This is a genomic window from Muriventricola aceti (assembly GCF_025567565.1).
GTDB lineage: Bacteria > Bacillota > Clostridia > Oscillospirales > Oscillospiraceae > Lawsonibacter > Lawsonibacter aceti.
The window spans coordinates 189687-216599 of record NZ_JAOQKF010000005.1 but is presented as its reverse complement, the minus strand read 5'-3'; the positions used below and the strand labels follow the sequence as shown (position 1 = coordinate 216599).

Sequence of the window (26913 nt, the reverse complement as noted above, 5' to 3'; positions counted from 1 at the left end):
CGGGTCAGGGTGCTGCCGGGGGCGAACTCCCGGTCGGACACACCGGACATCAGGCCGTTGTCCAGGGCGTAGTCCACCGCCTCATGGTACCAGGCGTCCTCGTCCACATCCCGGAAGCCGGCGGCGGGGCAGGTATCCTGGTGGTCGATCTCCACGAAGGAGGCCTCAATGGTCACCTTGGACCGGGGCATCTTGAAAGTATACCTGCCGTCGCCCTTGTCGGTCAGTTCGATCTCGTCCCCGTTCTTGTCAGTGACCGTCAGTTCGTCCAACTCATAGCCCTCGTCGGCCTTGACAGTGATGGTCACCGTCCGGCCGCTGGAGGCGCTCTTGGGGGAGACAGTCACGCTGCCGTTGTCAATGTTCTTGTCCACGCTGATGGAGTAGCTGCTGGAGCCGCCGCCTCCACCGCCGCCGGAGGTGTACCAACTGGCGGTAAAGGTCACATCGGCGGTAATGGTCACTGTCGCACCGGCGGCATGAACTGTGGTGCCGTCATACCAGCCCTGGAAGTTGCCTCCGGCAGGGGCGGCAGGCAGGGTGAAGGAGTCGCCGTTGGTCACGGTTTGAATGTCAATGACCTGGCCGTTCACCACGACCTTGACGGTGTGGGAGCCTGCGGGTGCGGTGGTGACGATCTCGCCGGTGATGGCGCCCTTGTTGTCCAGAGTGCCACCGTTGATATCGATCTTGTCAACGGGCTTGCCGTCCTGATCCTTGTTGCCGCTGGCAGTGAGCTTGGAATTCTCGTCTACTGTCAAAGATCCGTCAGACTTCAATTCCACCACGGCGTTCATGTCGTTGCCCTGCCAGTCTTTGCAGGGCAATTCCTTGCCGCTGTTGGTCACAGAGATGGAGCCGCCGCCGGACACAGTTACATCCTGGGCGACCACGCCGGTCTTGTCTACATTTGTGACATTGACGGTAGAATTATCTACGGTGATATCCTGTACGCTTAGACCATAGTCGCCGCAGCCGTTTACGGTGACAGTGGAATGATCCTTGATATTCCACACGCCGCCGTTGGAGGCGTTGCCGTCGATATTCTGGATGGTCAGCTTGGAGTTGATCATCTCGACGCTGGCCAAATTCTCAGCGGCCACCTGGAACACCATGCCGCGCTGCAGCCCGGTCAGTTCCACCTCGGCATTGTTCAGGATCAGCTTGCCGCCGTTGCCATTGGCGCTGTTATTCAGAATGAAGCCGGTGCCGTCGTAATTGCCGCCCTTTCCTTCGGTATCAGCAGTGCCCTTAACCGTCAGCTTCACGCCGTTCAAGGTCAGAGCGGCGTTCTCGGTGATCGTAAAGGCGCCGGTAGTAGGACCAGCGGCGACGGTGGCGGTGATGGCGGGGACAGCCGCAGCATTCTCGTCTTTGAGGATGGTGATATTCTTGCTGATGGTGAACTTGGCGCTGTCCAAAGCGGCATCCTTCACCAGATAGATGTTGCCGCCGTCAAACTTAGGATCAGCCAGAGCGGTGGCCAGCTTCCCGGTTGTGATGGCGCCATTGGACACCCAGACGGCCTCGTCGTCCTCTCCGATAATCACGCCGATGAAGTCCGACAGATGGTCGGTGGTCCAGGACAGGGTGCCGGCCTCATAGGTGGTGGTCATAGACTCCAACTGGCCATTTTCACCCACATAGTAAACCACGACACTCTGACCATCGGTCAGTTCCTGATTATAGGGTACAGAAACGGTGATCTCGCCCTTGCGGGTGTCGTCCTCAGCGGAGAACACGGGGTCGCCGCTGGCGTTAACGGCGGACACGGTCCAGCCGCCACCGATCTTCTCCTCCACGGTCAGGGCCACGCTGCCGCCATCGGCCTTCTCGGTGATGGTGTTCCAGGCATCCTTGTCCAGGGTAACGGTGCCCACGTCGGTGACGATATCCACATCGACCTTGGCCGACTGAACGGAGGTCAGAGCGTTGTTGTCCACAGATACGGTGACCTGCTTGACGTTTTCGTCAGGAGCTCCAGCCTCGCCGGTGGCCACATTTACAGTGACAGAACCGGATTCAGGCTTCACCTGACCGTCTCCTTCGGTTCCGGTTTCTCCCTGGTTGACAGAGAAGTTGCCACCGACAGTAGCGGAGGCAGAGGTGCTGCCCGTAGGCTTCTCTACATCGGCCACCATGCCATTGGAGGCCTCTACCGTCCAGAGGCCCTCAGAAGGAGTGTTTTCCTTGGCAGTATAGCCGGTGGAAATGTAGGATTTGGGATCAGAAGAGAAGGTGCCGCCGATGATGGAAACGCGGGAAGTGTCCGCAGGATCATCAGCCACAGTCTGCACTGTGTTGACTCCAGAATCAGAGGTAAATGTACCACCGGAAACCGCAATTTTGGAAGTTTCGGTCATACCTGGATACTTTGCCGCACTGTCAAATACCAGAGTGGCACAGGGAACTACAACTCGGCTATCTCCGACCTTGCCGGTGACATTTCCGGTCGTCTTAAACTCGCCGCCGGTGACGGTGATAGTTCCTCCACGGGCAACAATGCCAGCTCCGCCGGTAATGTTAAAGGTACCACCGGAAACTGTGATCTGATCCTTCCAGGGGGCATAGATACCGCAGGCAACATAACCCGCAGTCTTAATGCTGCCATTGAAGGTACCGCCCTTGATGTTGATCACATTGGGATCACCAGTCCGGTTCGATCCGTTACCCGCAATAACCGCATTATCAGAGGCGCTGAAAGTGCCGCCCTCAATGGTAATCGTTGCGCCAGTCGAGAGCCCAGTAAATACTGCACCCTCCACAGATTCAAACTCACCAGACTGAATCGTGGTGGTAGAATTGCTGCCGACCCCGATTGTACCTGATTTCTCAGAAATGATCTTTCCGCCGGACAGAGAATCCAGAATGGTCAGCGCACCATTGTTAAGAAGGGCGTCGCCGCTTGTAACCGTGAGTTTTTTCCCGTTCAGGTCCAACTTAATATCAGTCTTTTGGGAAATCTGAATGGTGCTGGATGAGGTGATATCCTTTACCAGCTTCACCGTATCGCCGGTCTTGGCGGCGGCGATGGCGTCGGGCAAAGTGGCGTAATATTTACCTCCAACTTCTGCCACAGAGTTTTCAATGGTCAGCGGTGCTACGATATAGCGGTCGCCTTGCAGAGTTTCTGCGGAAGATTTCACAATAAAATCTGTAACGCTGCCGGAGAAATTTCCACTATAAACTTCAAGATTTCCAGTTTTAGGTGCCTGAAACACGGCCTTATCTTGGGCACCACTGTTAAAAGTACCACCGGTGATGGTCAGGGCAGCAGGGAGTTTTTGTCCTCCATCATTATCGTTTCCAACGAATACCGCCACTTTGGACGCACTGGTGAATGTGCCCCCAGATACAGTAGCCTTCACTTGCCCTCGCTCACCCGCACAATAAATAGCATAATGAGCTGTACCTCCATTGGTACAACTAGTTGCTTGCCCGGTAGTACACGCAACAGTCTTAAAGGTACCATTCTTAACCACAGCTTTACCACTGTTGATTGCCAGTCCGCCCTGAACACCGGTAACGGATCCGTTATTGAATGTCAAATCACCCGCACTGACAAAACAATAGGCAAATGCAGAGGCACCTGTGTTATCTTTGTTATGATTACAAGATGTAGAAATAAAGGTACCATTGTTAATCGTTGCGGTACCCATGTTATAAAATGCAAAGAAAGCAGCATTTACGGTACAATCATTGATAGTAATGACACTATCCTCGACCTTATTTTGAATTGCTGTTCCATTTGCTGCATTTGTGGTCGTATAGTGACCGTTCTCAATCGTCATGGTACCGTAATTATTGATACAGCGATTTTCGCCAGAGATCCCGCCCTTTTTGTCGGTGCTGGAATCCCGAATAATCATGGTCCCATAGTTTTCAATGGGAGCATTGGTGCTACTGTCGGACTTCGATAGAGTAAACCCACAGAAATCCAAATCAACCGTGCATCCCTGGGGAATATTGATGTGCTGGCCAGTTGGAAGAGTGATGTTTTCTCCAGCCTTTACGTACATCGTACTGGTAGTTCCGCTCTCCAGCAGTTCCCCCAACGCCGGAAGGGTTTGCAGGGTCACTACATACGGATCAGTTTGAGTTCCACTGCCAGTTAACGAATCAGATGTAGTTCCAACATTGTCGGCCCTACCCCCATCGGGCTGGCTCCCGGCTTCCTCTTTGACCGGAACAGTCTGCTCCGTGCTGGGTTCAGCTTCTGTTTCAACCGCAAACACTGCAGTGGGAAGAAGCGACAACAGCATACACAAAGTCATGAATCCTGCCAAAAGTTTTTTCTTCACAAAATTTCCTCCTCTACATAAAAAATAAGGAATAAACATATACTAATTTGACTGTCATCCTCCTTCACTTGTTTTAAAAAGTGTACCTACAAAAAGTTTTGAGAGCACACCTATACAACATTAGAATATAGCATTAACAGGGAAGAAAAGCAACCATTTGACAATAATTTTCATCTTATTTCTGAATTTGTAAAGGTACACNGTGTACCTTTACAAATTCAGAAATAAGATGAAAATTATTGTCAAATGGTTGCTTTTCTTCCCTGTTAATGCTATATTCTAATGTTGTATAGGTGTGCTCTCAAAACTTTTTGTAGGTACACCTTTTCAAATTTATGCCTACCCGCTCCGGAAGGAGTAGTTCCCTCTTTTTATTCAAGCTGACTTTTTACATAAACCGCCCCGCTTTTGGCACACTAGGTCCAAAAGGGGGCGGTTTTTTGCGCGGTCAAACATGGAGATATCTGATTGCCGGCGGACTGGCCGGAGTCGCCAACGGCTTCTTTGGTGGCGGAGGGGGCTCGGTGTTCGTTCCGCTGCTCACCAGGTACTGCCGTCTGGATCAGCGGAGGGCTTTTGCCACCTCGGTGGCGGTCATCCTGCCCCTGTGCGCCCTGTCCATGTGCGTCTACTTTCTGCGGGGCGGGCTGGACTTCTGGGCCGCGCTGCCATACCTGGTGGGAGGGACTGTCGGCGGCTGGGCGGGGGGAAAGTGGTTCAAAGGAGTACAGATGGTCTGGCTGAAGCGGGCCTTCGGCCTTCTGCTTATCTATGGGGGAGTGAGGAGCTTTTTATGAGCGAATGGGTTTTGCCCCTGGCAGTGGGGGCTGCCACAGGAGTGCTGTCCGGCTTCGGCGTGGGGGGAGGCACCCTCCTGCTGGTCTATATGACCGCCTTCGCCGGCGTGGACCAGCATCTGGCACAGGGCATCAACCTGCTCTATTTCCTGCCCGCTGGGCTGATGGCCCTGCCCGCCCATGTCAAAAACGGTTACATCGAGAAACCAGTGCTCCTCCCGGCCATCGGGGCAGGGCTGGTCTGCGCCGCCCTGGCGGCGTGGGCGGCCACCGCTATGGAGGTAGGGCTGCTGCGCAAATTCTTCGGAGCGTTTCTCATCGTGGTGGGGCTGATGGAGCTGTTTGGGCGTACAAAGGAGTAAAAATGCTTGCTCCCAGGCGTCGGATAGGATATGATAGGACCATATCCGCCCCTAAGGGCGGGATGGAAGGAGGGCCTGTCAATGTGGTTTGACGAAGCGGTCATCTATCAAATATATCCTCTGGGCCTGTGCGGCGCGCCGAAGGAAAACGACGGGGTGAGGACCCCCCGCATCCTGCGGCTGCTGGACTGGGTGGACCACATCAAGCGGCTGGGAGCGGACACGGTGCTGCTCAACCCGGTCTTTGACAGCGACCGCCACGGCTATGACACCCGGGACTATTTTACGGTGGACCCTCGGCTGGGGAGCGATGAAGATTTGGCCCAGGTGTGCCGGACGTTCCATCAGGCCGGCATCCGGGTGATGCTGGACGGGGTGTTCAACCATGTGGGACGGGGCTTCTGGGCGTTTCAGGAGGTACAGAAGAAAAAATGGGACAGTCCATACCGGGACTGGTTCCACCTGAGCTTTGACGGGGATACCGAGTATCATGACGGCTTCTGGTACGAGGGCTGGGAGGGCCACAACGAGCTGGTCAAGCTGAATCTGTGGAATCCGGCGGTGATAGAACACCAATTTAACGCCATCCGGTCCTGGGTGGAGCGGTTCGGCATCGACGGGCTGCGGCTGGACGTGGCCTACTGCTTACCCCCGGAGTACCTGAAGCGGTTGAGAGCCTTTGCCCAAGGGCTGAAACCGGACTTTGTGCTGATGGGAGAGACGCTGCACGGGGACTATAACCGATGGATGGGGCCGGAGCTGTGCCACTCAGTGACAAACTACGAGTGCTACAAGGGACTGTGGTCCAGCTTCAACTCCAGGAATATGTTTGAGATCGGCCACTCCCTTGCCCGGCAGTTCGGGCCGGAGCAGTGGACCTTATATAAGGGGGCCCACCTGCTGTGCTTCCTGGATAACCACGATGTGGACCGCATCGCCTCCCGCCTGACCGACCGAAATCATCTGGCCCCTGCCTATGGGCTGATGTTTGGGATGCCTGGGGTGCCGGCGGTATACTACGGCAGCGAGTGGGGGCTGGAGGGCCGGAAGGGACCGGACAGCGACGACGCGCTCCGTCCGGCATTGGAGAGGCCGGAGTGGAACCAGCTGACGGAGCATATCGCCAAACTGGCGGCGGCCAAGAGAAACAGCCCGGCTCTGTGTTATGGGAATTACCGGAATGTAGTGCTGACCAACCGCCAGATCATCTTCGAGCGGAAATGTGAACAGGAGCGGGTGCTGGTGGCGGTCAACGGGGACAGCCAGCCCTATACCGCCCATTTTGACGCCGGCTGTGGCCTGGCCTGGGATCTGATCTCCGGGAAAAAGCACGACTTCGGCGGAGGAAGCGAGCTGCCGCCGTACAGCGTCCGGTTCTGGAAGATGGAGCGGTGAGGGCCGCCCAGAAAAAATAGAGAACGAAGCGGCCGCCAATCTGGCGGCCGCTTCGTTATGGGCTGTATGAGGGTTCGCCTTGAGAGGGAGAAAACAGGGCTGGCAGGGAGAGGGAGTAGGGAGGACGGCAGATGCCCCTCTCGGTGATAATGGCGGAAATCAGCGTATGGGGAGTGATGTCGAAGGCGGGGTTATAGCACTTTACCCCGGAGGGGGCCATGGGTTCCCGGTACCACAGAGAGCGGATCTCCTCCCCGTCTCGCTCCTCGATAGGGATGTGATCCCCGTCAGGGCAGCTCAGGTCGATGGTGGAAGTAGGCCCCAATACATAGAAGGGGACCCCGTAGTGGCGGGCCAGGATGGCCACCCCGCTGGTGCCGATCTTATTGGCCGTGTCCCCGTTGGCAGCTACCCGGTCGCAGCCCACGAAACAGGCCTGGACCCAGCCGTTTTTCATGACGATGGAGGCCATATTATCGCAGATGAGGGTCACGTCTACCCCAGCCTGCTGAAGCTCCCAGGCGGTGAGCCGAGCTCCCTGGAGCAGAGGCCGGGTCTCGTCCGCGAATACCCGTAGAGAAATGCCGCGCTCCTGGGCCAGCAGGATAGGACCAAGGGCGGTGCCATAGCGGGAGGTAGCCAGAGGGCCGGCGTTGCAGTGGGTGAGTACCCCGTCTCCTGACTGTAAAAGGGACAAACCGTACTCCGAGATTTTGTGGCACATATCCTGGTCCTCCTGATGGATGGCCCGGCACTCCCTGCCCAGCGCCTCCGACATGTGCTCGCCAGCCGAGCCCCGGGCTGCGCGCAGCATCCGATCCACGGCCCAGGACAGGTTGACAGCGGTGGGCCTTGCCCCGGCCAGAGCGGCCCCCAGCCCCTCCAGTTCAGCCAGCAGGGCCGGACCCTTCCACCCCCGCGCCTCCAGCTGACGGGACAGGGCATACAGGCAGTACCCGGCAAAGATTCCAATGGCAGGGGCGCCCCGGACCCGCAGGGAGCGGATGGCCTCTATCATCTCGGCCAGGGAACGGACCTGCCGTTCCTCCAGGCGGTTGGGCAGCTGGGTCTGATCCAGCAGGATAACGCTGTCTTCTCCTGGGCCCAGCCGGATATGGTCTGGATAAGGCTGCGTCATGTTCTTCCACCTCCCTGTTCCTCGTGGGGAGTTCTGGACCCGGACAGCGTCCGGTAGTGCCCCTCCAGCCCTCGGATAGCCCCTACCTGCTCTGGTGACAGTTCCACCCCGCCTCCAAGTTGGTGAACGAGGGCAAAGATCTTGGCGGTCTGCTCCACCTGCTCCATCCGGTCAAAGGCATGCCAGAGGTCTCTGCCCCAGGCGATGGCCCCATGGTTGGCCAGCAGGGCCCCATTGCAGCCGGCCACATAGGGGCGCAGGCTGTCGGGGACCTGACTGGTGGAGGGGAGGGCAAAGGGGGCCACAGGCACCTCCCCCAGCCCACTAATGGTTTCGGTCAGATAGTGCTGGGCCAGGGGGCGGCGGCAGATGGAAAAGGCGGTGGCCGCCGGCGGGTGAGCATGGACCACCGCGCCTACATCGGGGCGCTCCCGGTAGACGAGCAGATGCATAGCAGATTCAGAGGAGGGGTGGAGGCGTCCTGCCAACACCCGGCCCTCCAGGTCGCATACTACCAGCATATCAGGGGTCAGCCGGCCCTTGCTTACACCGGAAGGGGTGATGAGTACCTGGTCTTCCCCAATCCGAACGGAAACATTGCCGTCGTTGCTAACCACATAGCCCCGCTGATAGAGCAGCAGGCACACCTGACACAGAGTTTCCCGGTCCTGTTCCATTCCCCAATCTCCCATGTTCTTCAGATAAAGATCTTGCTCTCCGCCCGGCGGGCAGCGTACAGGTCCTCCAGCTCATGCTGGTGGTATAGGTAGCCCTCATGGTCGAAGTACTTGGCCCCCATGGGGCACTTCTTCACACAGGCGCAGCACTTGATGCACTTGCCCACCACCTGGCTCACATCGTTGGGATCGATGGCCCCCATGGGGCACAGCCGGGCGCACAGGCCGCACCGAACGCACTTGTCCAGGTCGGTGACGGGCTTGGCCTTCAGGAAGTCCTTGATGGGCTCGCCGTTCCGGTCCCGAGGGGTGTAGTAGGGGCGGATGGGGTCGCAGCCCTCCACCTGGACCGGTTCAGCGGGCAGCGCCGCCAGACCCTTGACCTTCTCAGCAGTCTGCTGGGCCAGCTGGTCCACCAGAGCCATGTCCTCCCCGTCGGGGCGGCCGGCGCCCAGGATCTTGGAGAAGGAATGCTCGCCCACGATGGCGGCCCCAGCGATGGGCAGGAAGCCGTTGGCCGTCATCACCTGCTTGAGCTCCATCAACCCGTCGTCGAAGTTTCGATTTCCGTAGAGGACCACGGGGACGGCCAGGGTGCCCTCGCCGTGGATGCTGTTCTGTACAAAGGGCAGCATCATGTTGGGGACTCGCCCGGCATAGACCGGAGTACCCAATACCACCAGTTCATCCGGACCGAACTGTAGCGCGTTTTCCCGGCCCTTGGGCTGGGTGTAGTCATGGGACTTGTACTGGGCTCCCAGTTGCCCAGCCAGGGACCTGGCAAGATGGGTAGCTACCTTTTCTGTGGTGCCGGTGCCGCTAAAATAGACGGCCCAAACAGTTTTGATTTCCATATGTATTTCCTCCTTCACCATTTTCAACCTGGACCGCTTACGGCAGGTCGTAAGTTTCCAGAATCGTATCGGCCGCGCAGCGATCCTTGACCTCCTGGATCAGCGCCATATGAGGCTGGCCCATGTGGACCTTCTGGGCCTCCCGATTGGTCCACTTCTCCAGCAGGAGCAGTTTGTCCGGGTTGTCCACCGAGGTGAAATAGTCGTATTGCAGACAGCCCTCCTCCCCGCGCACCGCCGCCTGAGCGCCGCTGGCGGTCACTCCAGCCAGAAACTCATCCCGCTTGCCGGGCTTCATGGTGTAGATCACATTGATACCGTACATATTTCTTTCCCCCTTATATCTGTTGAACTCCTATTGCTGAGTCATTCGTTTGAAATTCAGATAGCCCTCCAGAATCAGGGAGGCCGCCACGGCGTCCACTGTCTTTTTCCGCTTTTTGGCGTTCTGTCCTGCCGCAAAAAGGATACGGTGGGCGTCCACGGTGGTCCTCCGCTCGTCCCACAGGATGGGCTTCAGACCGGTGACCTCCTCCACCTGGCCGGCAAAGTCCCGGTATAGCTGGGCCCTAGGGCCCTCGGTGCCGTCCATATTCCGGGGAAAGCCCATGACCAGCTCCTCCACCCGGTAGGCATCCACCAGCTTCTTCAGCTCCTCCAGCACCACCCCGCCCTTCCGGCTGTGGATAGTAGTGGTGGTCCCGGCCAAAAGTCCGGTGGGGTCAGAGATGGCCACGCCGGTGTGGGCGTCGCCGTAGTCAATGGCCATAATACGCATAGACACTCCCTCCTCTCTCTCAAATGATACCGCAAATTTAGAGGGAATACAACGGTTATTTCAGCGCGTCCGACACCCGCATCAGAGTCTCCTCGTGGGTGCGGTCGATGAGGTGGGTGTAGATGCGGCCGGTGGTGGCGGGGGTGGAGTGGCCCAGGGCTTTGCCGATATCGAAGAGGGACACGCCCTGGAAGGAGGCAATGGTGGCAAAGGAGTGGCGCAGGCCGTGGAGGGTGACCCGAGGCAGGTCATTTTTTCGCACGAAGCGGGTAAAGGCCAGGGACAGAGCGTTGGGCGAGTAGGGCAGCTCCTTGTGGTCCAGCACCACATGGCCAGGCTCCTCCCGCCCGCGGAAGAGCGCGTTCTGGCGCGCCCGCTCCTGGTTCAGCAGCCGGAAGATATCTTCGGGGAGATAGAGTGTGCGGACCGAGGCGCGGTTTTTGGTCTCCTTTTGGATGATGGTGGCGCCGAAGGCGGTGCGGGCCTCCCGAATATAGATGACCCGGAGCTGAAAGTTTACATTTTCCCACTTCAGACCGCACAGCTCCTCCCGCCGCAGACCCAGGCTGCCCGCCAGCTTGACAGGCAGTTCCAGCCGGTGGCCGGGGAGGAGGGCGTAGAGCCGTTTCAGCTCCTCCGGGGTGTAGAAGTCCGCCTCATAAAGCTTGGACCTGGGGGGCTCCACCCGGTCCATGGGAGAGACCAGCAGCATATCCTGCCGCACCGCCGTCCGCAGGGAGGAGGAAAGAAGGTCGTGGTGCCGACGCATGGTGTTGGAGGAGAGGCTGTTATCCCGCTGTACCTGGGTATAGTATTGCTGGATGTCCTTAGGCGTCAGCTTCAGAAGGGGCATATCCCCCAGGGCTGGGCCAAGGTGATTGTCAATGATCTTTTGATAGGAATACACCGTGGTTTCCGCCCGATTGGGCCGCACGATGGTGTCCATCCAGTATTCCAGCCACTCGGACAGGGTGAGCTGATGCCGGGGGGTCTGGCGCTCCTGATCCCGATGGGCCAGGAAATCCCGCAGTCCCGCCCGGGCGGCGGTCAGGGTGGGAAAGGTACGGTACTGCTTGATCCGCCTGCCCTCCTCATCACGGCCCAGGTCCATACTGACGTAGTACAGATCCCGGGCATCGTCGTATGAGATATTGCGCTCCACAGTTTTTCTTGCCATGATTTTCATTGCCTCCATTTTCTTTGTATTCTGCTGACGGTCGGCCCCCCGGTACAAATGCGGCGATTTTTCCTCGGCACGGGGGCATAAAAAGAGAATAAATGGGAAAAACTGCTTTTTTCAACATATTTCGACAAATTCTGGGAAAAAGACGGGGATTCGCTCCTCTGGGCAGAGCGGCGGGATGCGAGCTCCAGGCGGAGGAAAAGGAGAAAAAGAGCGATCCAAAACTTCCGCTTTGCCGCCGGCTGTGATACAATACTTTGAAAAGAGGTGATTGAGATGATAAGGATCGGAGGGCTGGCCCTGCCAGTAGACGGGGACCTGGATCAGCTCAGAAAGCGCGCGGCCCGGACGCTGGGTGTGCGCCCTGGGGCACTAGGGGAGCTGGACATCGTCCGCCAGTCCATTGACGCGCGGAGGAAAGATGATGTCCACTATGTCTATACCGTGGAGCTGTCCATGGCCAACGAGGTTTCCGTGGTCCGTTCCGCCCCCGGTCGAAACATCTCTCTGACAGAGCGGAGACCCTACGCCTTCCCCAGTGTGGGACGGAAGGCGGCCCTGCCTCCGGTAGTGGTGGGCATGGGCCCGGCAGGACTCTTTGCCGCCTTGTTTCTGGCCCGCAACGGTATTCCCTCTGTCATTTTGGAGCGGGGGCGGGATGTGGACCGGAGGACCCTGGACGTGGGGGCTTTCTGGGACACTGGGATTTTGGACGAGGAGTCTAACGTACAGTTTGGCGAAGGGGGAGCCGGTACTTTCTCCGACGGGAAGCTGACCACTGGGACCCACGATCCCCGCATCTCCGCTGTGCTGGACGTGCTGGTGGAGGCGGGGGCCCCCGCCGATGTCAAGTATTCCCATAAACCCCATATCGGAACCGATATTTTGCGCCAGGTGGTGAAAAATATCCGCCGGGAGCTTATTTCCCTGGGCTGTGATGTCCGGTTTGGCCATCGGTTGACTGGACTGACCGTCAGCGGCGGAGTCCTGGCTGGCATACGGGTGGAGGGCCCGACAGGGCCCTATCGCCTGCCTGCTGACGCCCTGGTCCTGGCCCCTGGCCACTCCGCACGGGATACCTTTACCATGCTAAAGGAGGCGGGGGTGCCCATGGAGAAAAAGAATTTTGCTATTGGGGTGCGCGTCGAACACGACCAGCAGGCGGTGAGCCGCCAGCAGTACGGCCCAGCCTTTTCCAAGCTGCCGCCCTCGGATTACAAACTTGCCTGCCACCTGCCCAGCGGCCGGTCGGCTTTCACCTTCTGTGTCTGCCCCGGTGGGCAGGTGGTGGCGGCCGCCTCCCGGCAGGGGGGCGTGGTCACTAATGGTATGAGCCTGCGGGCCCGGGATGGGGCCAATATCAACGGTGGACTGTTAGTGGGAGTAGGGCCGGAGGACTTTCCAGAGGCGGATGTGCTGGCTGGAGTCTGGTTCCAAGAGCGATGGGAGAAGGCGGCGTTCCAACTGGGGGGTGGAGGCTTCCGGGCCCCTGCCCAGCGAGTGGAGGATTTTCTGCACAAGCGGCCCTCACAGGGCCCTGGCGCCATTCTTCCCACATATCAACCCGGAGTGACTTGGACTGATTTAGAGGGCTGTTTACCCGACTTTGTGTCGGATACCCTGCGGGATGCCTTGCCCCTGATGGACCGAAAGCTGCGGGGTTTCTCTGTACCAGATGGGGTGCTGACCGGGGTGGAGACACGCTCCTCCTCTCCTGTCCGCATTTTACGGGATGAGGGCTGTCAGTCCCCTCTCCATGGCCTGTACCCCTGTGGCGAGGGGGCGGGCTACGCGGGGGGCATTGTCAGTGCGGCGGTGGACGGTATTCGCGTGGCCGAAGCGGTGGCGCGGGGATGAGCCGCCCCCTCGCCGGGGCCCTATCGGGGATGGGGCGGCCGATAGGCCGTAAATTTGGAGCGAAGCGGAGAATTTCCGCAGGGCGGATATATTTCGCCCAAGGACAGAAAAGAAAAGGCCCCCCACAGGACTTCTTCTGTGTGGAGGGGCCGATCCAGATACCAGACAGGAGCTGGATTCTGATATTTTCAAAAGGAGAGCTTATATGGACCAGTTGGATGAATTTTTGACCCTTTTATCTGGAAGTTTTGATAACGCCCAGCAGTTCGAGGAAATGCGGCGTAAGGGGGACCTCCAATTTCCTTTTGCCCAGCATATCAATACCGTATGCAACAGCAAGATCAGGAACCTTCCGGAAAACTTTGAGGGCGTTTTCTTAGTGGAGGAGAGTTACTACACGGTAGAAGGAAAGACCCATGCCTCCCCTCACCTGTTCCTATTCACAGAGGAGGGCGATAGGGTCAAGCTGACTTCTTATGAACTGCCAGAGGGCTGCGAAAAGGAGCACTTCACCTATCAGGAGATGGATGAGATAGAGTACAGCAGCTTGAAGTGTTCAGACAAATTTAGTCCGGCCCTCTATGAGAAAAAGGGTGACATTTGGGAGGGCGGCAGTGTCAGTATGTTCACTCCTGTGCTTAAATTTACTTTGTTGGAACGCTTTTCTCCGGAGTGTTTAGCGGTATCTGAGACGATGGAAGTTAACGGAAAGCGGACATTTGGCTATGACGTGCCTATCTTGTACCGCAGGATAGAGCAGCGAACTGAATAAAATTAAGAGGGGCACCCCGTAGGGCGCCCCTCTTGATTTTTGGACAAAAATGGCTGCCATCACTGCACATGAGTGTGGTCATTGATGTGCTTCATGCAGTAGCAGTAGTAGCCATTGCACTTGGAGCAGTAGCGGAACTCCATATTGGGATCGTCCGCGTCGGTCAGACCGCAGACGGCACATTTGTGGAGATATCCCTTCCGCTCTTTTACATCCTTTTGGGCCTTCTTGAAGTTGATGGTCTGGGGGGAGGTCCTGTAGCGGATTCGCTCGCTGCCCCGGCCCAGAACAGACATCAGGTCCTCCCAGAAGAAAATGAGGTAGTTCAGGATGGCAATAACGGGAAGAAGGGCCCGCAGGGGTGTGTGGCCAGTCAGGTAGCCAAAGATGTCGTAGGTAAAGAATATGGCGTCCAGCCAGGCCAGCCACTTGACCTTCAGCGGAATGATGCCATAGAGCAGCACCTGCATATCCGGGTACAGAGTGGCAAAGGAAAAGAACATGGAGAGATTCACATAATACATCGTGGCGGTTTCAAAATAATAGCCGCTCAGGTTGGAAGTTATGGGCATCAGCAGATAGGTGACGATGCCTACTACAATGTTCAGCAGCACGCCCAGGCCATAAAAGACTGTGAATCGGGTGGAGCCCCATTGACGCTCCAGAGAGGAGCCGATCCAGTAGTAAAAATAGGTGGTAACGGCAAAGAAGAAGGGGCCCCAGAACCCTCCGCCCACGCTCAGGGGGGAAAAAATAAAGGTAACGAGGCGCCACACCTGGCCCTGAAGGATGAGCTCGGGGTAAAACCGGATGAACATGGAGACCCATCCGTTGGTCAGCATATCTGCGATATAGACAAACACATTGCCCAAAGCGATGTACTTGATTAGATCGGGAATGCCCAGATTGGGATGGTTGTAGCAGAATCGGCTCAAGCCGCGGGATATGGCTCTCATGAAGAAGCCCTCCTCCTGTTGGATGTCAGATAAAAGACATTGTAACCGTTTTTAGAAGAAATGTCTACGTCCAAAGTGTAAACAAATAGCGGAAAAGAAAAATCTCCTTTTGCCGGGAATAAAAGTGTGATAGAATAGGCCGGAGAACAAGGATATGGAGGAAATGCCATGAGCATCGTGAAAGATATGTCCCTGGCCCCATCTGGCCATCAGAAGATCCGCTGGGTGCGGGATTTCATGCCTGCCCTGTCCGGCATCGAGGAGCGGTTCCGCCGGGAAAAGCCCTTTGCCGGGCTGACCATCGCTGTTTCTGTCCATCTGGAGGCCAAGACCGCCAACCTGGGCCTGGTCCTTCGGGAGGGGGGGGCCGACGTCCATCTCACCGGCTGTAACCCCCTGTCCACCCAGGACGATGTAGCCGCCGCCATGGCGGACCTGGGCGTGGACACCTATGGAGTCTATGGGGTGGACATGGCAGGGTATGAGAATCTGTTGGTGGAAACCCTGAAGTGCCGCCCCCACCTGATCGTGGACGACGGTGGCGACCTCATCAGTCTGCTGGGGGACAGGTGCAACCAGTATGGGGAGCGGCTGATCGGCGGTTGTGAGGAGACCACCACTGGCATCCACCGACTGTACGCCCGCCAGCGGGCCGGCATTCTGCCCTGCCCCATGATGGCGGTGAACGATGCCAAGGCCAAGCACTACTACGACAACAAATACGGCACCGGCCAGTCCACCATGGACGCCATCATGCACACCACCAACCTGATGGTGGCGGGCAAAACGGTAGTGGTGGCGGGCTACGGCTGGTGCGGCAAAGGCATTGCTATGCGGGCCAAGGGCATGGGGGCCAACGTCATCGTTTGTGAAGTGGACCCCTTCAAGGCGCTGGAGGCCACCATGGAAAACTTCCGGGTGATGCCAATGGATCAGGCAGCCCGGCTGGGTGACCTGTTTATTACCGCCACCGGCTGCAAGGACATCATCGTGAAGCGCCATTTCCAGGTCATGAAGGACAACGCCCTGTTGTGTAACTCCGGTCACTTTGACTGTGAGGTGGATGTGGCGGCCCTGGGGGAGATGGCGGCGGAGCGGTTTGACCGCCGGGCCAACATCCGGGGCTACCGCCTGCCCGACGGCCGCACGCTGAATGTGCTGGCCGAGGGGCGGCTGGTCAACCTGGCCGCCGGGAACGGCCATCCGGCGGAGATCATGGATATGTCCTTTGCCGTCCAAGCCCTGTCCCTGGAGTGGCTGGCGAAGCACAGGGGAGAGCTGGAAAAGAAGGTGTACAATGTCCCGGATGAGATCGACGACCAGATCGGCCGGGTAAAGCTGGCTGCCATGGGGCTGGCCATCGACGAGCTGACCCAGGAGCAGAGGGATTATCTGGCGGGCTGGGAGGCCTGAAACGGCAGGACATGGAACAGGGGGGCTATAGGTGAAGCAGATGTTAATGGGGATCTTTCTTCTGCTCCTTGGCGTATGGTGTTATCTGTTTGGAGTTGTGGATCAGGCGGCCCTGTTCGCGGTGCTGGGCGTTCTATTGCCCATCCCCGCTGTGCTCCTGACGCTGTATGGCTTTTTCAATAAAAATAAATAGGGGCTGTCACAGAGTACCCGAATCGGGAAGAAAAGAAGGGACCTGTCATGCATAATGAATTGACCAAAATGGATATCCAAAAAATGCGGGAGGAACTGGACTACCGCCGTGTCACGCTCCGGCCACAGCTTCTGGAGGAAGTAAAGGTGGCCCGCTCCTTCGGCGATTTGAGCGAGAACTTCGAGTATAAGGCGGCCAAGCGGGAGAAAAACAAAAATGAGAGCCGCATCCGATATCTGGAAAATATGATTAAGACGGCGCGTGTTATCGAGGACCGTTCCGCTCCAGACACGGTGGGGCTGTACGACAAGGTGACCATCTATCTGGAGGAGGACGGGGAGGAAGAGAGCTGGCAGGTGGTGACTACGGTCCGCCAGGACGTGCTCAACGGGCTTATCAGTAAGGAATCTCCCATGGGGGCGGCTCTGCTGGGCAAAAAAGTGGGGGAGCGGTTTTACGTCCAGGTCAATCAGGACTACGGATACTACGCCGTGGTCAGGGCCATACAGAAGGGGGCGGACGACGGTTCGGCTCAGTTGAACCGCTATTAAAAAAGAGCGAAAAAAACGGAAAACCGATTGGGATGGCTGTCAGCCATCCCAATCAATATTTTTAGGACAATATTTGCATATTTTATGGCCATTTATGCTAAGACTTGCGACAGTTGCTATGCTAAGATAGGGCCCGCAAGAACCTGGACCTCCCGTAATTGGAAGGGCGGGAGTAGTCCGGAACTGAAATACGGATGAAAAAGGAGTTTTTATATGGCAATCCAGAATATTTTTGTGGTGGGAGCTGGCCTGATGGGCAGCGGCATCGCCCAGACTGCTATGACCAGCGGTTATCATGTCATCCTCAATGACCAGCGGCAGGAGACGCTGGAGCGGGCCCAGATGGGCATTGAGAGCCGGCTGAAGCACATGGTGGAAAAGGGAACCATGAGTGAGGAGGAGTTTCAGGACTGCATGGGTCGGCTGAAGATCGATACCCGTCTGTCCGCCGCGCGGGAGGCCGACCTGGTGGTGGAGGCCATCTTTGAGAACCTGGAGGCCAAGCAGGCGGTCTTTCGCCAGCTGGAGGAGATATGCCCCGACCACACCATCTTTGCCTCTAACACCTCCTCCATCTCTCTGACCGCCCTGGCCGCCGCCACCAAGCGTCCCTCCCGGGTGGTGGGGATGCACTTCTTCTCCCCAGTGCCCAAGATGAAGCTGTGCGAGGTCATCTTCGGCCTGCTCACCGCCCAGGATGTGCTGGAGGACATCAAGGAGGTGGGCGAGAAAATGGGCAAGACCCTGATTCTGGCCGATGACAAGCCCGGCTTTATCGTCAACCGGGCCCTGCTGCCCATGCTCAACGAGGCCTGTGTCATTGTGGGCTCTTTTATCGGCTCGGTGGAGGACGTGGACAACGGCATGAAGCTGGGCTGTAACCACCCAATGGGTCCCCTGGAGCTGGCGGACATGATTGGATTGGACATCCTGCTCAACGTGATGAACGTGATGGACAAGGAAATCGGCGCCAAGTATCACCCCTCCCTGCTGCTTCGTAAGATGGTCACCGCCGGCTATCTGGGCCGCAAGAGCGGGGCCGGCTTCTACCTGTATGAGAACGGCAAAAAGCTGGGGGTCAACCCAGTGCTGACCCGCCGCCACTCCTTGGAGGGCTGATAGGTCAAGGGACCAGGCCTGTGGAGAAATTTGCGGAAACCAGTTGACAACGGGAGAAAAGTTGATATAATCAATCAGTAAAACTAAATAGCCTTATCAAGAGTGGTTGAGGGACCGGCCCTATGAAACCACGGCAACCTGCCTCTGGCAAGGTGCCAAATCCGGCGGTAGAGTATCGCAAGATGAGGATGCAAGCCAAACTGCAACGCTCCGCCTGCCGCGGGGCGTTTTTTCATCCTCCCAGGCCCTTGTACTCCAAGGGGAACGAAAGAAAGGAAAGAATATCATGGCAAAGCGACTGTTTACCTCTGAATCTGTAACCGAAGGACACCCCGATAAGATCTGTGACCAAATCTCCGACGCGGTGCTGGATGCCATGCTGGAGCGGGACCCTATGTCACGGGTGGCCTGTGAAACCACCGTGACCACGGGGCTGGTCCATGTGATGGGCGAGATTACCACCAACTGCTATGTGGATATCCCCAAGATCGCTCGTCAAGTAATCAAGGACATCGGCTATGACCGGGCCAAATTTGGCTTCGACTGCGACACCTGTGCCGTCATTACCTCCATTGACGAGCAGTCTCCGGACATTGCTATGGGGGTAAACAAGGGGCTGGAGGCCAAGGAGGGCACCATGGACGACGGGCTGGATAATGGCGCCGGCGACCAGGGGATGATGTTTGGCTACGCCTGTGATGAAACGCCTGAGCTGATGCCGCTGCCCATTTCCCTGGCCCAGAAGCTGGCCATGCAGCTGACAAAGGTTCGCAAGGAGGGGAAGGCGAGCTATCTGCGTCCGGATGGCAAGAGCCAGGTCACCGTGGAGTACGACGATGACAACCGGCCCATCCGGGTGGACGCGGTGGTGGTGTCCACCCAGCACGGCCCTGAGGTGGAGCTGGAACAGATCCGGCGGGATATGATCGAGCTGGTCATCAAACCCATTATCCCCGACCAGCTTATGGATGAGGACACCAAGATCTATGTCAATCCCACCGGCCGCTTTGTGGTAGGAGGACCTCAGGGGGACTCCGGGCTCACCGGCAGGAAAATCATTGTAGATACTTACGGCGGCTCCGCCCCCCACGGCGGCGGCGCCTTCTCCGGCAAGGATCCCACCAAGGTAGACCGCTCCGCCGCGTATGCCGCCCGGTGGGTGGCCAAAAACGTAGTGGCTGCCGGACTGGCGCGCCGCTGCCAGATCCAGCTGGCCTACGCCATTGGGGTAGCCCGTCCTGTTTCCGTCCGGGTGGACACCTTTGGCACCGGTACTCTCTCTGACGCCCGGCTGGAGGAGGCGGTAGGGCGGGTTTTCGACCTGCGCCCCGCCGCCATCATTCGGGACCTGGACCTGCGTAGGCCCATCTACCGGCAGATAGCCGCCTATGGTCACTTCGGCCGGAGCGACTTGGATCTGCCCTGGGAGAAGCTGGACCGGGTAGAGGAGCTGAAGGCCGCCCTCGGTGTGTGAGCCGCTGACACTGGAAACGGGGAATCCTCGGATAAGGTCGAATTAAGGCTGGACAAAATCGGGTATACTGGTATAGAATGGGACGGCGAGATATTTGTCCGGACCAAGTCCGATTTTTGTAAGGGAGAACATAACCGATGGAGCATCAGGAAATTTTGAACCGGGTGGACCATACCATCCTAACCACAACTGCCACTTGGGAACAGGTGAAGGCTGTCTGTGACGAGGGGCTGGCCTATTCCACCGCCTCTGTCTGTATCCCGCCCCGCTATGTAAAGAAGGCGGCGGACTACGTGGGGAACCGGCTGAAGATCTGCACTGTCATTGGCTTCCCAAACGGCTATTCCACCCCGGAGGTAAAGGTCTTTGAAACAGAGGACGCTATCCGCAACGGCGCTGACGAGATCGATATGGTCATTAATCTGGGGCAGGCCAAATCAGGAGATTGGGAGGGCGTGCTGTCTGAAATCAAGGCGGTAAAGGCCTCCTGCAAGGGCCGCATCCTGAAGGTTATCGTGGAAGCCTGCCAGTTGACCCAGGAGGAGAAGGTAGCCGCCTGCCGGGTGGTGTCCATGTCCGGAGCCGACTTTATTAAGACGTCCACAGGATTTTCCACTGGTGGAGCCACTGTGGAGGATGTGAAGCTGTTTAAGGAACATATCAGCCCTGACATCGGCGTCAAGGCGGCGGGCGGGATCCGCACCTTTGAGCAGGCTCAGGCCATGATCGAGGCCGGTGCCGACCGCATCGGAGCCAGTGCCCTTGTGGCCCTGGCCCGCCAGGAGGGCTGAAGAGTAAAAAAGCTGTCTGTCCCATATGGGACAGACAGCTTTTTTACCGCCTCATACCAGCTGGAACAAAAGTAAGATAAGGCCGTAAATGACACTGGCAGAGATACCAAAGACCAGCACGGGCCCGGCCACTACAAAGAGCTTGGCCGCTGTGCCGGTGATGAGTCCCTCGCTTTTGAATTCCAGGGCTGGGGAGACCATGGCGTTGGCAAAGCCGGTAATCGGGACCAGGGTACCGGCTCCGGCCCGTTTGGCCAGTTTGTCAAAGCAGCCCAGGCCAGTGAGCAGGGCGGCCGCAAAGATCAGGGTGACAGACACCGCCGTCCCCGCCTGGTCTTTGTCAAGCCCCCAGCTCTGATAGAGGTTGGAGAGCCCCTGCCCAATGGTACAAATGGCGCCCCCCACCAGAAAAGCCCATACCAGATTTTTTCCCATAGGAGATGGCTTGGAGCGGTCGTTTACCAGCTTGCCATAGTCCTGATTGGTCATGTCCATAAAAACACCCCGTGGAAAATAGATTTTCCCTAGTTTTACTCCAGAAAGAAAAAATATACCATCTAGAAGAATAAATCCTTCTTCTTCCGCATAAGGTGAAGCGGAGAGGTGATCCAGATGTTCTATGGCAAGCGCGCGTTGATCCTGACCTGCCTGCTGGCCATGCTGGCCGGGACTGGGCTGCATTTTCTGTATGAGTGGCTGCCTAACCCAGTGACGGCTCTGCTGTCTCCAATCAATGAGAGCCTGTGGGAGCATATCAAACTGATATACTGGCCCTATCTGGCTGCCGCCCTTTGGCTGAACCGTGGCAGGCCGGGTGGTATCAGACCGTGGCTGTTGGCGTTGCCGATCATGAGCGGACTCATGCTGCTGCTAGGCTATCTCTACCACATAGTCCTGGGGGGAGAAGCTATGGCGGTGGATATTGCAATTTTTGTGGCTGTGATGGTTTTCGGCTTCTGGTTTTCCACCCGATTTTCCGGACCTTTCCATGGCGCAAAGTGGATGGTGCCCATTCTGCTCGTGGTGGGAATGGGCATCCTGATCGCCCTGTTTACACTGTGGCCCCCGGACCATATCCTATTCATAGATTTGTCCAAGACTGGGGCCTGGTACCAGATCCCCTGTTGATGCTGGGGTCCCCGTGAGCCCCCTTGCCTGCTTGAGAAGGACATGGTACAATGGCACAGAGGAGGCGGGTGGTCAGTGGAACTGTTTGGCATGGAGATCCAGAAGCGGCAGGATGCCTATCAGCTGTTGGCCCTGGCTCTCCGGGAGAGCCGGGGGCTGACGCGGATGCCGGAACTGGACCGGAGACCTGGCGGAAAGCCCTATTTTCCTCATGAGGAGGGGCTGGAATTCAATCTGAGCCACAGCGGGCATCTGGCCCTCTGCGCTTTGGATAACGCCCCGGTCGGAGCAGACATCCAGATGGTCAGAGAGTGGCGGCCCGGACTGCCCGCCCGGGTCTGTGGTCCGGAAGAGTTGGCCTGGCTGGAAGGGCAGCCGGACTGGTGGAGGTCCTTTTCCCTGCTATGGTCACTGAAAGAGAGCCGGGTCAAAGAGAGCGGGCAGGGATTGAGGGGGACCATCCGGTCCATCCGGGTCCCGATGATGGGAGAAGGGGAAACCCGGCAGATGGATGGCCTCTGGTTCCGGACTTACGGGGGAGCGGGCTGGGTAGCCGCAGTGTGTGGAGAGGCCCAGCCGCCGGTGAAGATATGCTGGTGGCGTCGTCTGGAAAATGAAAAATAAAACAGGGGAAAATCCTCTTTACAAACGGGGAGGATTCTGATATAATAACGGAGCGCTGTTAAGAGATGCGTCCGTAGTTCAATTGGATAGAGCGTCAGATTCCGGTTCTGAATGTTGGGGGTTCGAGTCCCTTCGGGCGTGCCACGTCGGAGCAAGCGTTGTATCGCTTGCTCCGACTTATTTTATAAGTCAGAGCGCGCTTACGCCGCTGCTCCTCCTTTCCAAATCGAACCCACTGCGTTGGGCTTCGATTAGGGGCGCCCTGTGGGCGGCGCTTTTCACTATTATAAAAATATCGGTTTTAACCGTTATTTACAAGTTAATAGCTGCATTTCAGCCTTGAGATCAAGGCTGAAATGCAGCTTTTTCTATGATGAAACCTCCATGATATACTACTGGTCAGTGATATCATGGGGTTTTGCTATGTCTGAGTATATGATCGAAATTTCACAGGAGAAAGAAAAAGATACTATTTGGAGCAAGCAATTAAGGATCGCCGCTTATTGCCGGGTCAGTACCGCTTATAATGAGCAACAGCGGTTCATCATAAAAAATAAAAACTAGTTGAGATTTTTTGTAAGCGGGTGTATGATTACCCTAATACCTATCTGCTAGTAGGCCCCTTGTCACCGCCTGGCGGGGTGTGGACATGGGGAAAAGGAGGAAATAGAGGGACTGTATGAACTTTCATATTGTCAGTGACAGCTCCTGTGATTTAGGACGGGAGAGGCTCCAGCAGCTTGGTGTGGATATGGTGTCCTATTATGTGGCGCTGGGGGATGAGGTCTATTACCGGGAGGAGCGGGATATCTCCACCCACGACTTTTACCAGAAGATGGCGGACAATCCCGGAGTATTTCCTAAAACCTCTATGCCTACTTTGGAGGACTATCTGGAGGCATTTCGTCCACAGGCCCAGGCAGGGATGCCGGTACTGTGTATTTGCCTGAACGAGTCGTTCAGCGGATCGGCCCAGTGCGCTAGAAATGCCAGGACAGTACTGCTGGAGGAATACCCTCAGGCCCGAATCTATGTAATGGACTCCCAGTCAGCCACTGTGCTGCAGGGGCTGCTTGTAGAGGAAGCGGTGGTCCTTCGGGACCGGGGCAGCACGTTGGAGGAAGCCATAGATGCTCTGGAGAAGATACGGTCTACTGGCCGCATCTTTTTTACCACCAATGACCTGGAGTACCTCCGCCACGGCGGCCGCATCGGTAAGGCGGCCGCGGCTACTGGTACACTGTTGAAGGTTAAGCCCCTCATTGGCTATCAGGACCGGGAACTGGTGTCCGACGGAATTGCCCAAGGAAGAAAAAAATCCCTTCAGCGGGTGCGGGATCTGTTTTTCCGCTATGTGGACCGCAAGGAATTGGATTTGGACGATTACAGAGTGGCCACTGGCTACGGACTGGATCGGGAGGAATATGACCTATTCACCCAGCAGATCCGCGAGGGTCTTGCGACACGGGGATTTGATATGCCTGATTTCCGCCCTTATCAGATTGGTGTGACCATCGGCGTCCATACCGGGCCAACCCCTATTGGAGTGGGGCTGATGCGCAGAGTGGTGAGGCCCTGAACCGGCGAGCCACGATTTCGATCCGGCAAATCTTATGGAGCCGCCCATGCTAGACACATGGGCGGCTTTTTCATAGCGCCCATTATTTAGAAAAGGGAGGAAGAGGGCCATTGGAGCAGCCGGAATCTGAACGCCCCGGCGAATAGGCGATACAGCATGTCCAGGTGGGCAAAAATGTAATTGGATTGTTACTTGTAATTTTGTAAAAACATGATATCCTGTTCTAGTGGAGAGGGGACATTCGATGGATTACGACAAGCTGCTCAATTTAGGCACCGAGCTGGGCTGCCGATTGATGGAGAGCGGGGCGGAGATATACCGTGTCGAGGAGTCCGTCCGCCGCCTGCTGACTGCCTACGGTGTAGAGCCACAGGTATTTGCCATCCCCAACTGCCTAATCGTCAGTGTCAACACTCCAGAGGGGCATCCATTGACTCGTATGTGCCGCATCCCTGCCCACGGAACGGATATTGAACTGCTGGAGCGGTGTAACCAGCTCTGCCGCTACCTGTGTAATCAGCCTGTCCCGGTCCTTGAGGCACAGGAGTTGGTAGCCGATCTGCCAAGGGGGCTCCGCGGCTTTTCACCTAAAATCTTAGTATTGGCCTATGGGGCTACAGCGGCCTTCTTTGCCCTGTTTTTTGGCGGAGGGCTGTTGGAATGGCTGGCCGCAGCCTTGTGCGGTCTGGCCGCCGGTGTTTGTCTGCTCTACGGACAGCGTTTCATTGGCTCTAATACCTTTTTCCGTACGACCATCTGTGCAGCGCTCATTTCCGGACTGGCGCTTCTTTTGGTCACACTGGGGCTGGGAAAGGATCTGGAGGCCATCTCCATCGGCGCGCTGATGGTGCTGGTGCCTGGTATGGCCCTGACGAATGCTATGCGGGAAATTATGGCCGGTGATGTATTCTCCGGGCTGAACCGGACAGCAGAGGTCATTCTGGTGGCCACCGCCATCGCCTTGGGTACTGCTCTGCCCCTGCTGCTGGGTCAGGGCGCTCCAGGAGGTGGGGGCGGGCAAACAGAGGGGATCGATCTGCTGCCCTGCCTGTGGGCTATGCTGGCCTGTGTAGGCTTTGGGCTGGTGTTCAATATCCAGGGCTGGGGGGTGCTGATCTGCGGCTTTGGGGCCGGGCTGGGTTGGCTGGCCTATCTGGCGGCCATGGAGCTGTCTGCCAACGATATCCTTTCTGCGTTTCTGGCGGCTGTGGTGATTGGAGGATACTCTGAATGGATGGCTCGCCTGCGCCGCTGCCCAGTAACGGGGTACCTCCAGGTAGCACTATTGCCTCTGGTGCCGGGAGCGGGTATCTACCACGCCATGCAGTATTGTGTGAGTGGTTATACCCAGCTGTTTCTAACTACGCTGCTGCACACGTTTGGAATGGCCGCCGCCCTGTCGGTGGGGGCTATGCTTACATCTTCTGTTCTACGGGCGATCCTGCCCAGATTTGCCCCCCTGGGGCGATAGGTTGATTTTTGGAGGTACGATATGTATAGAGGTCGTAGAAAATACCGGACCTATTGGACCATATTCCTGATTTTAGCGGCGGCTGTCGTTCTGGCCCTCGCGGTAGGGATGGGGCTGTCAGCCCCAAAGGATACCGGCGGAGACGCTTCCGGGGGGCGGAACGATACTTCGACCCAGCCGGGGACGGGGAGTGGGAGCGGCGCTGCATCAGAGGTGGACGATTCCTCCGCTATACCCCCTGACAGCTCCAACCCGTCAGGCAATCTGACAGAGGAGCCAGACCAACCGGAGGAGAAGGATGAGCCGGAAGCGGGCTATGACTTTTCCCAGCCTGCTCCCCAGTCGGATCCGGTGGATAACAGCTACTTTGATGACGCGGCCTTCGTGGGAGATTCCCGTACCGATGGGTTTATGATATACAGCGGTATAGGGACGGGCAAGAATCTGACCTCCAATGGCCTTTCTATCTTCAAGCTGGGGGAGAAGAAGGCTTTGACTATCAATGGGGAGAAGTATACTTTGCTGGAGGCGCTGGCGCTGGAACAGTACGGCAAGGTCTACCTTTCTCTTGGCGTCAACGAGCTGGGATATTTTAACGATCAGGGCTTTTACGACAGCTATTGCAGCGCCATCGACGAGATCCGGACGCTGCAGCCCAATGCTGTGATCTATATTCAGGGGCTGATTCCGCTGAATGAGGGTGTCATCGCTCAGACTGGGGGCCGGGACTATTTGACCAACGAACACCTCCGAGTGTATAACGATTTGATGAAGAAGGCGGCGGAGGAGAAGCAGGTGGTATTTCTGGATCTGTACTCTGAGTTCGTCGATGAAAACGGGGAGCTGCCCGCGGATGCCAGCAAGGACGGCATTCATCTAAGTAAGGCTTACTGTCAGAAGTGGCTGGCCTATTTGCAGACCCACACTGTGGACTATGACACCCTATATCCGAAGGAGGAAGCGCGATGAAAAAATTTTTGACCGCCGCCCTAGCCCTGGTCTTGCTACTGACCCTGGCTGCCTGCGGCGGCAGGGAGGGCAAGGAGGACCCCTCTGGCAGCCCCGCCCTCTACGGCGTTAGCGAGGTCCAGAGTGTGGTGGATGCCGGCGCCTTCTCCGAGTCCCTGGAGGAGGTAGACGCCGACACCGCCTTCGCTCTGTATAAGCTGGCCGACTACGGCCTGGAGCGGGAGAATATGTACGATGCCTCCGTGATCCGCTCCGCCGGCGCTACCTGCGAGGAGATGGCGGTGCTTTGTTTTGACAGCGAGGAGCAGGCTTCCAAGGCGGTGGAGGCCCTGGAAGATTATGTGGCCGGTCAGATCACCGCTAACGAGGACTACCGCCCCGCCGAGATCCCCAAGCTGGAGAACGCGCTGGTGAAGCAGCTTCAACACACCGTCCTGCTGCTGGTGGCCAACGACTATGAGGCCGCCGCCATCGACGCTTACCATTCCAAATCGTGAAAAAACACCGGGTCCAATCTGGACCCGGTGTTTT

General features: G+C 57.2%; 26 protein-coding genes, 1 tRNA gene and 1 riboswitch. Of the genes, 18 read left to right on the top strand and 9 right to left on the bottom strand.

All coding sequences use genetic code 11. The features are described from left to right. On the bottom strand, nt 1-4301 hold a 4301-nt coding region (locus OCV64_RS07710), incomplete at its 3' end, for an S-layer homology domain-containing protein (RefSeq protein WP_262669741.1). A gap of 440 nt (nt 4302-4741) precedes the next feature. On the opposite strand from OCV64_RS07710, the gene OCV64_RS07705 reads away from it, so the two are divergent. The 3 genes from OCV64_RS07705 to OCV64_RS07695 all read left to right on the top strand — a co-directional run bounded on the left by OCV64_RS07705 (nt 4742) and on the right by OCV64_RS07695 (nt 6855). After that, nucleotides 4742-5098 carry a sulfite exporter TauE/SafE family protein gene (locus OCV64_RS07705; protein WP_262669740.1) on the top strand — a complete coding sequence of 119 codons (357 nt, stop codon included), beginning with the start codon at nt 4742-4744 and terminating at the stop codon, nt 5096-5098. Then, nucleotides 5095-5460, top strand: a complete 366-nt coding sequence (locus OCV64_RS07700; protein WP_147571675.1) for a sulfite exporter TauE/SafE family protein — start codon at nt 5095-5097, stop codon at nt 5458-5460. The genes OCV64_RS07705 and OCV64_RS07700 overlap by 4 nt, the downstream gene beginning before the upstream one ends. 81 nt (nt 5461-5541) lie before the next feature. Beyond that, the gene (locus tag OCV64_RS07695; RefSeq protein WP_262669739.1) at nt 5542-6855 is read left to right on the top strand and encodes an alpha-amylase family glycosyl hydrolase; all 1314 of its coding nucleotides are present in this window, start codon (nt 5542-5544) and stop codon (nt 6853-6855) included. A gap of 55 nt (nt 6856-6910) precedes the next feature. Here OCV64_RS07695 and mtnA read toward each other — a convergent pair whose 3' ends face one another. From mtnA to OCV64_RS07665, 6 genes are read right to left on the bottom strand one after another with little or no spacing between them, the layout of a single operon-like run. Then, on the bottom strand, nt 6911-7993 hold the full coding sequence (mtnA, locus tag OCV64_RS07690) for an S-methyl-5-thioribose-1-phosphate isomerase (RefSeq protein ID WP_262669738.1): 1083 nt from the start codon (nt 7991-7993) through the stop codon (nt 6911-6913). Further along, entirely contained in the window at nt 7990-8670 is a 681-nt protein-coding gene (locus OCV64_RS07685) for a class II aldolase/adducin family protein (protein WP_262669737.1), read from the bottom strand. Before OCV64_RS07685 ends, mtnA begins: the two co-directional genes overlap by 4 nt. Before the next feature lie 20 nt (nt 8671-8690). Beyond that, nucleotides 8691-9524 carry an EFR1 family ferrodoxin gene (locus OCV64_RS07680; protein ID WP_186851867.1) on the bottom strand — a complete coding sequence of 278 codons (834 nt, stop codon included), beginning with the start codon at nt 9522-9524 and terminating at the stop codon, nt 8691-8693. A gap of 37 nt (nt 9525-9561) precedes the next feature. Continuing rightward, nucleotides 9562-9849 (bottom strand): putative quinol monooxygenase, encoded by a 288-nt coding sequence (locus OCV64_RS07675; protein ID WP_262669736.1) that lies wholly within the window; start codon nt 9847-9849, stop codon nt 9562-9564. 30 nt (nt 9850-9879) lie between these two features. Continuing rightward, a complete protein-coding gene (gene ruvX, locus OCV64_RS07670) occupies nt 9880-10302 on the bottom strand; it encodes a Holliday junction resolvase RuvX (protein WP_186851869.1) in 423 nt (140 codons plus the stop codon). 55 nt (nt 10303-10357) lie between these two features. After that, on the bottom strand, nt 10358-11479 hold the full coding sequence (locus OCV64_RS07665; RefSeq protein ID WP_147571668.1) for a tyrosine-type recombinase/integrase: 1122 nt from the start codon (nt 11477-11479) through the stop codon (nt 10358-10360). A gap of 282 nt (nt 11480-11761) precedes the next feature. Between OCV64_RS07665 and OCV64_RS07660 the strand changes: the two genes are divergently transcribed. Further along, nucleotides 11762-13342 (top strand): NAD(P)/FAD-dependent oxidoreductase, encoded by a 1581-nt coding sequence (locus OCV64_RS07660; protein ID WP_262669735.1) that lies wholly within the window; start codon nt 11762-11764, stop codon nt 13340-13342. Nucleotides 13343-13547: 205 nt separating this feature from the next. Beyond that, entirely contained in the window at nt 13548-14114 is a 567-nt protein-coding gene (locus OCV64_RS07655) for a hypothetical protein (RefSeq protein WP_262669734.1), read from the top strand. Nucleotides 14115-14173: 59 nt separating this feature from the next. Here the strand turns inward: OCV64_RS07655 and OCV64_RS07650 are convergent, their stop codons facing one another. Beyond that, nucleotides 14174-15070, bottom strand: coding sequence for a rhomboid family intramembrane serine protease (locus OCV64_RS07650; protein WP_240288368.1), 897 nt, complete (start codon nt 15068-15070; stop codon nt 14174-14176). Between the two features lie 168 nt (nt 15071-15238). Between OCV64_RS07650 and OCV64_RS07645 the strand changes: the two genes are divergently transcribed. From OCV64_RS07645 to deoC, 6 genes are all read left to right on the top strand, one after another. Beyond that, on the top strand, nt 15239-16483 hold the full coding sequence (locus tag OCV64_RS07645; protein WP_147571665.1) for an adenosylhomocysteinase: 1245 nt from the start codon (nt 15239-15241) through the stop codon (nt 16481-16483). Between the two features lie 31 nt (nt 16484-16514). After that, the gene (locus OCV64_RS07640) at nt 16515-16676 is read left to right on the top strand and encodes a hypothetical protein (protein ID WP_186851872.1); all 162 of its coding nucleotides are present in this window, start codon (nt 16515-16517) and stop codon (nt 16674-16676) included. Between the two features lie 47 nt (nt 16677-16723). Next, entirely contained in the window at nt 16724-17227 is a 504-nt protein-coding gene (locus OCV64_RS07635; protein ID WP_186851873.1) for a GreA/GreB family elongation factor, read from the top strand. Nucleotides 17228-17440: 213 nt separating this feature from the next. After that, nucleotides 17441-18346, top strand: a complete 906-nt coding sequence (locus OCV64_RS07630) for a 3-hydroxyacyl-CoA dehydrogenase family protein (protein WP_147571663.1) — start codon at nt 17441-17443, stop codon at nt 18344-18346. A 90-nt stretch (nt 18347-18436) separates the two neighbouring features. Beyond that, nucleotides 18437-18535, top strand: a riboswitch (SAM riboswitch). A 97-nt stretch (nt 18536-18632) separates the two neighbouring features. Continuing rightward, the gene (gene metK, locus OCV64_RS07625; RefSeq protein WP_262669733.1) at nt 18633-19820 is read left to right on the top strand and encodes a methionine adenosyltransferase; all 1188 of its coding nucleotides are present in this window, start codon (nt 18633-18635) and stop codon (nt 19818-19820) included. Nucleotides 19821-19957: 137 nt separating this feature from the next. Continuing rightward, nucleotides 19958-20611, top strand: coding sequence for a deoxyribose-phosphate aldolase (deoC, locus tag OCV64_RS07620; RefSeq protein ID WP_147571661.1), 654 nt, complete (start codon nt 19958-19960; stop codon nt 20609-20611). Nucleotides 20612-20662: 51 nt separating this feature from the next. On the opposite strand, the gene spoVAC is transcribed toward deoC, so the two are convergent. Then, nucleotides 20663-21106: a stage V sporulation protein AC gene (gene spoVAC, locus OCV64_RS07615; RefSeq protein ID WP_147571660.1), complete on the bottom strand. Its 444-nt coding sequence runs from the start codon at nt 21104-21106 to the stop codon at nt 20663-20665. A 117-nt stretch (nt 21107-21223) separates the two neighbouring features. On the opposite strand from spoVAC, the gene OCV64_RS07610 reads away from it, so the two are divergent. From OCV64_RS07610 to OCV64_RS07580, 7 genes are all read left to right on the top strand, one after another. Continuing rightward, a complete protein-coding gene (locus OCV64_RS07610) occupies nt 21224-21739 on the top strand; it encodes a DUF6512 family protein (RefSeq protein WP_240288360.1) in 516 nt (171 codons plus the stop codon). 75 nt (nt 21740-21814) lie between these two features. Next, a complete protein-coding gene (locus OCV64_RS07605) occupies nt 21815-22363 on the top strand; it encodes a 4'-phosphopantetheinyl transferase family protein (RefSeq protein ID WP_186851876.1) in 549 nt (182 codons plus the stop codon). Between the two features lie 67 nt (nt 22364-22430). After that, nucleotides 22431-22507, top strand: a tRNA-Arg gene (locus tag OCV64_RS07600). Between the two features lie 535 nt (nt 22508-23042). Then, nucleotides 23043-23942, top strand: a complete 900-nt coding sequence (locus tag OCV64_RS07595) for a DegV family protein (RefSeq protein WP_262669732.1) — start codon at nt 23043-23045, stop codon at nt 23940-23942. Between the two features lie 244 nt (nt 23943-24186). Further along, the gene (locus OCV64_RS07590; RefSeq protein WP_240288354.1) at nt 24187-25413 is read left to right on the top strand and encodes a threonine/serine exporter family protein; all 1227 of its coding nucleotides are present in this window, start codon (nt 24187-24189) and stop codon (nt 25411-25413) included. 21 nt (nt 25414-25434) lie between these two features. Further along, entirely contained in the window at nt 25435-26382 is a 948-nt protein-coding gene (locus tag OCV64_RS07585; RefSeq protein ID WP_262669731.1) for a GDSL-type esterase/lipase family protein, read from the top strand. Next, the gene (locus OCV64_RS07580) at nt 26379-26879 is read left to right on the top strand and encodes a DUF4358 domain-containing protein (RefSeq protein ID WP_147571655.1); all 501 of its coding nucleotides are present in this window, start codon (nt 26379-26381) and stop codon (nt 26877-26879) included. Before OCV64_RS07585 ends, OCV64_RS07580 begins: the two co-directional genes overlap by 4 nt. Nucleotides 26880-26913 lie beyond the last annotated feature (34 nt).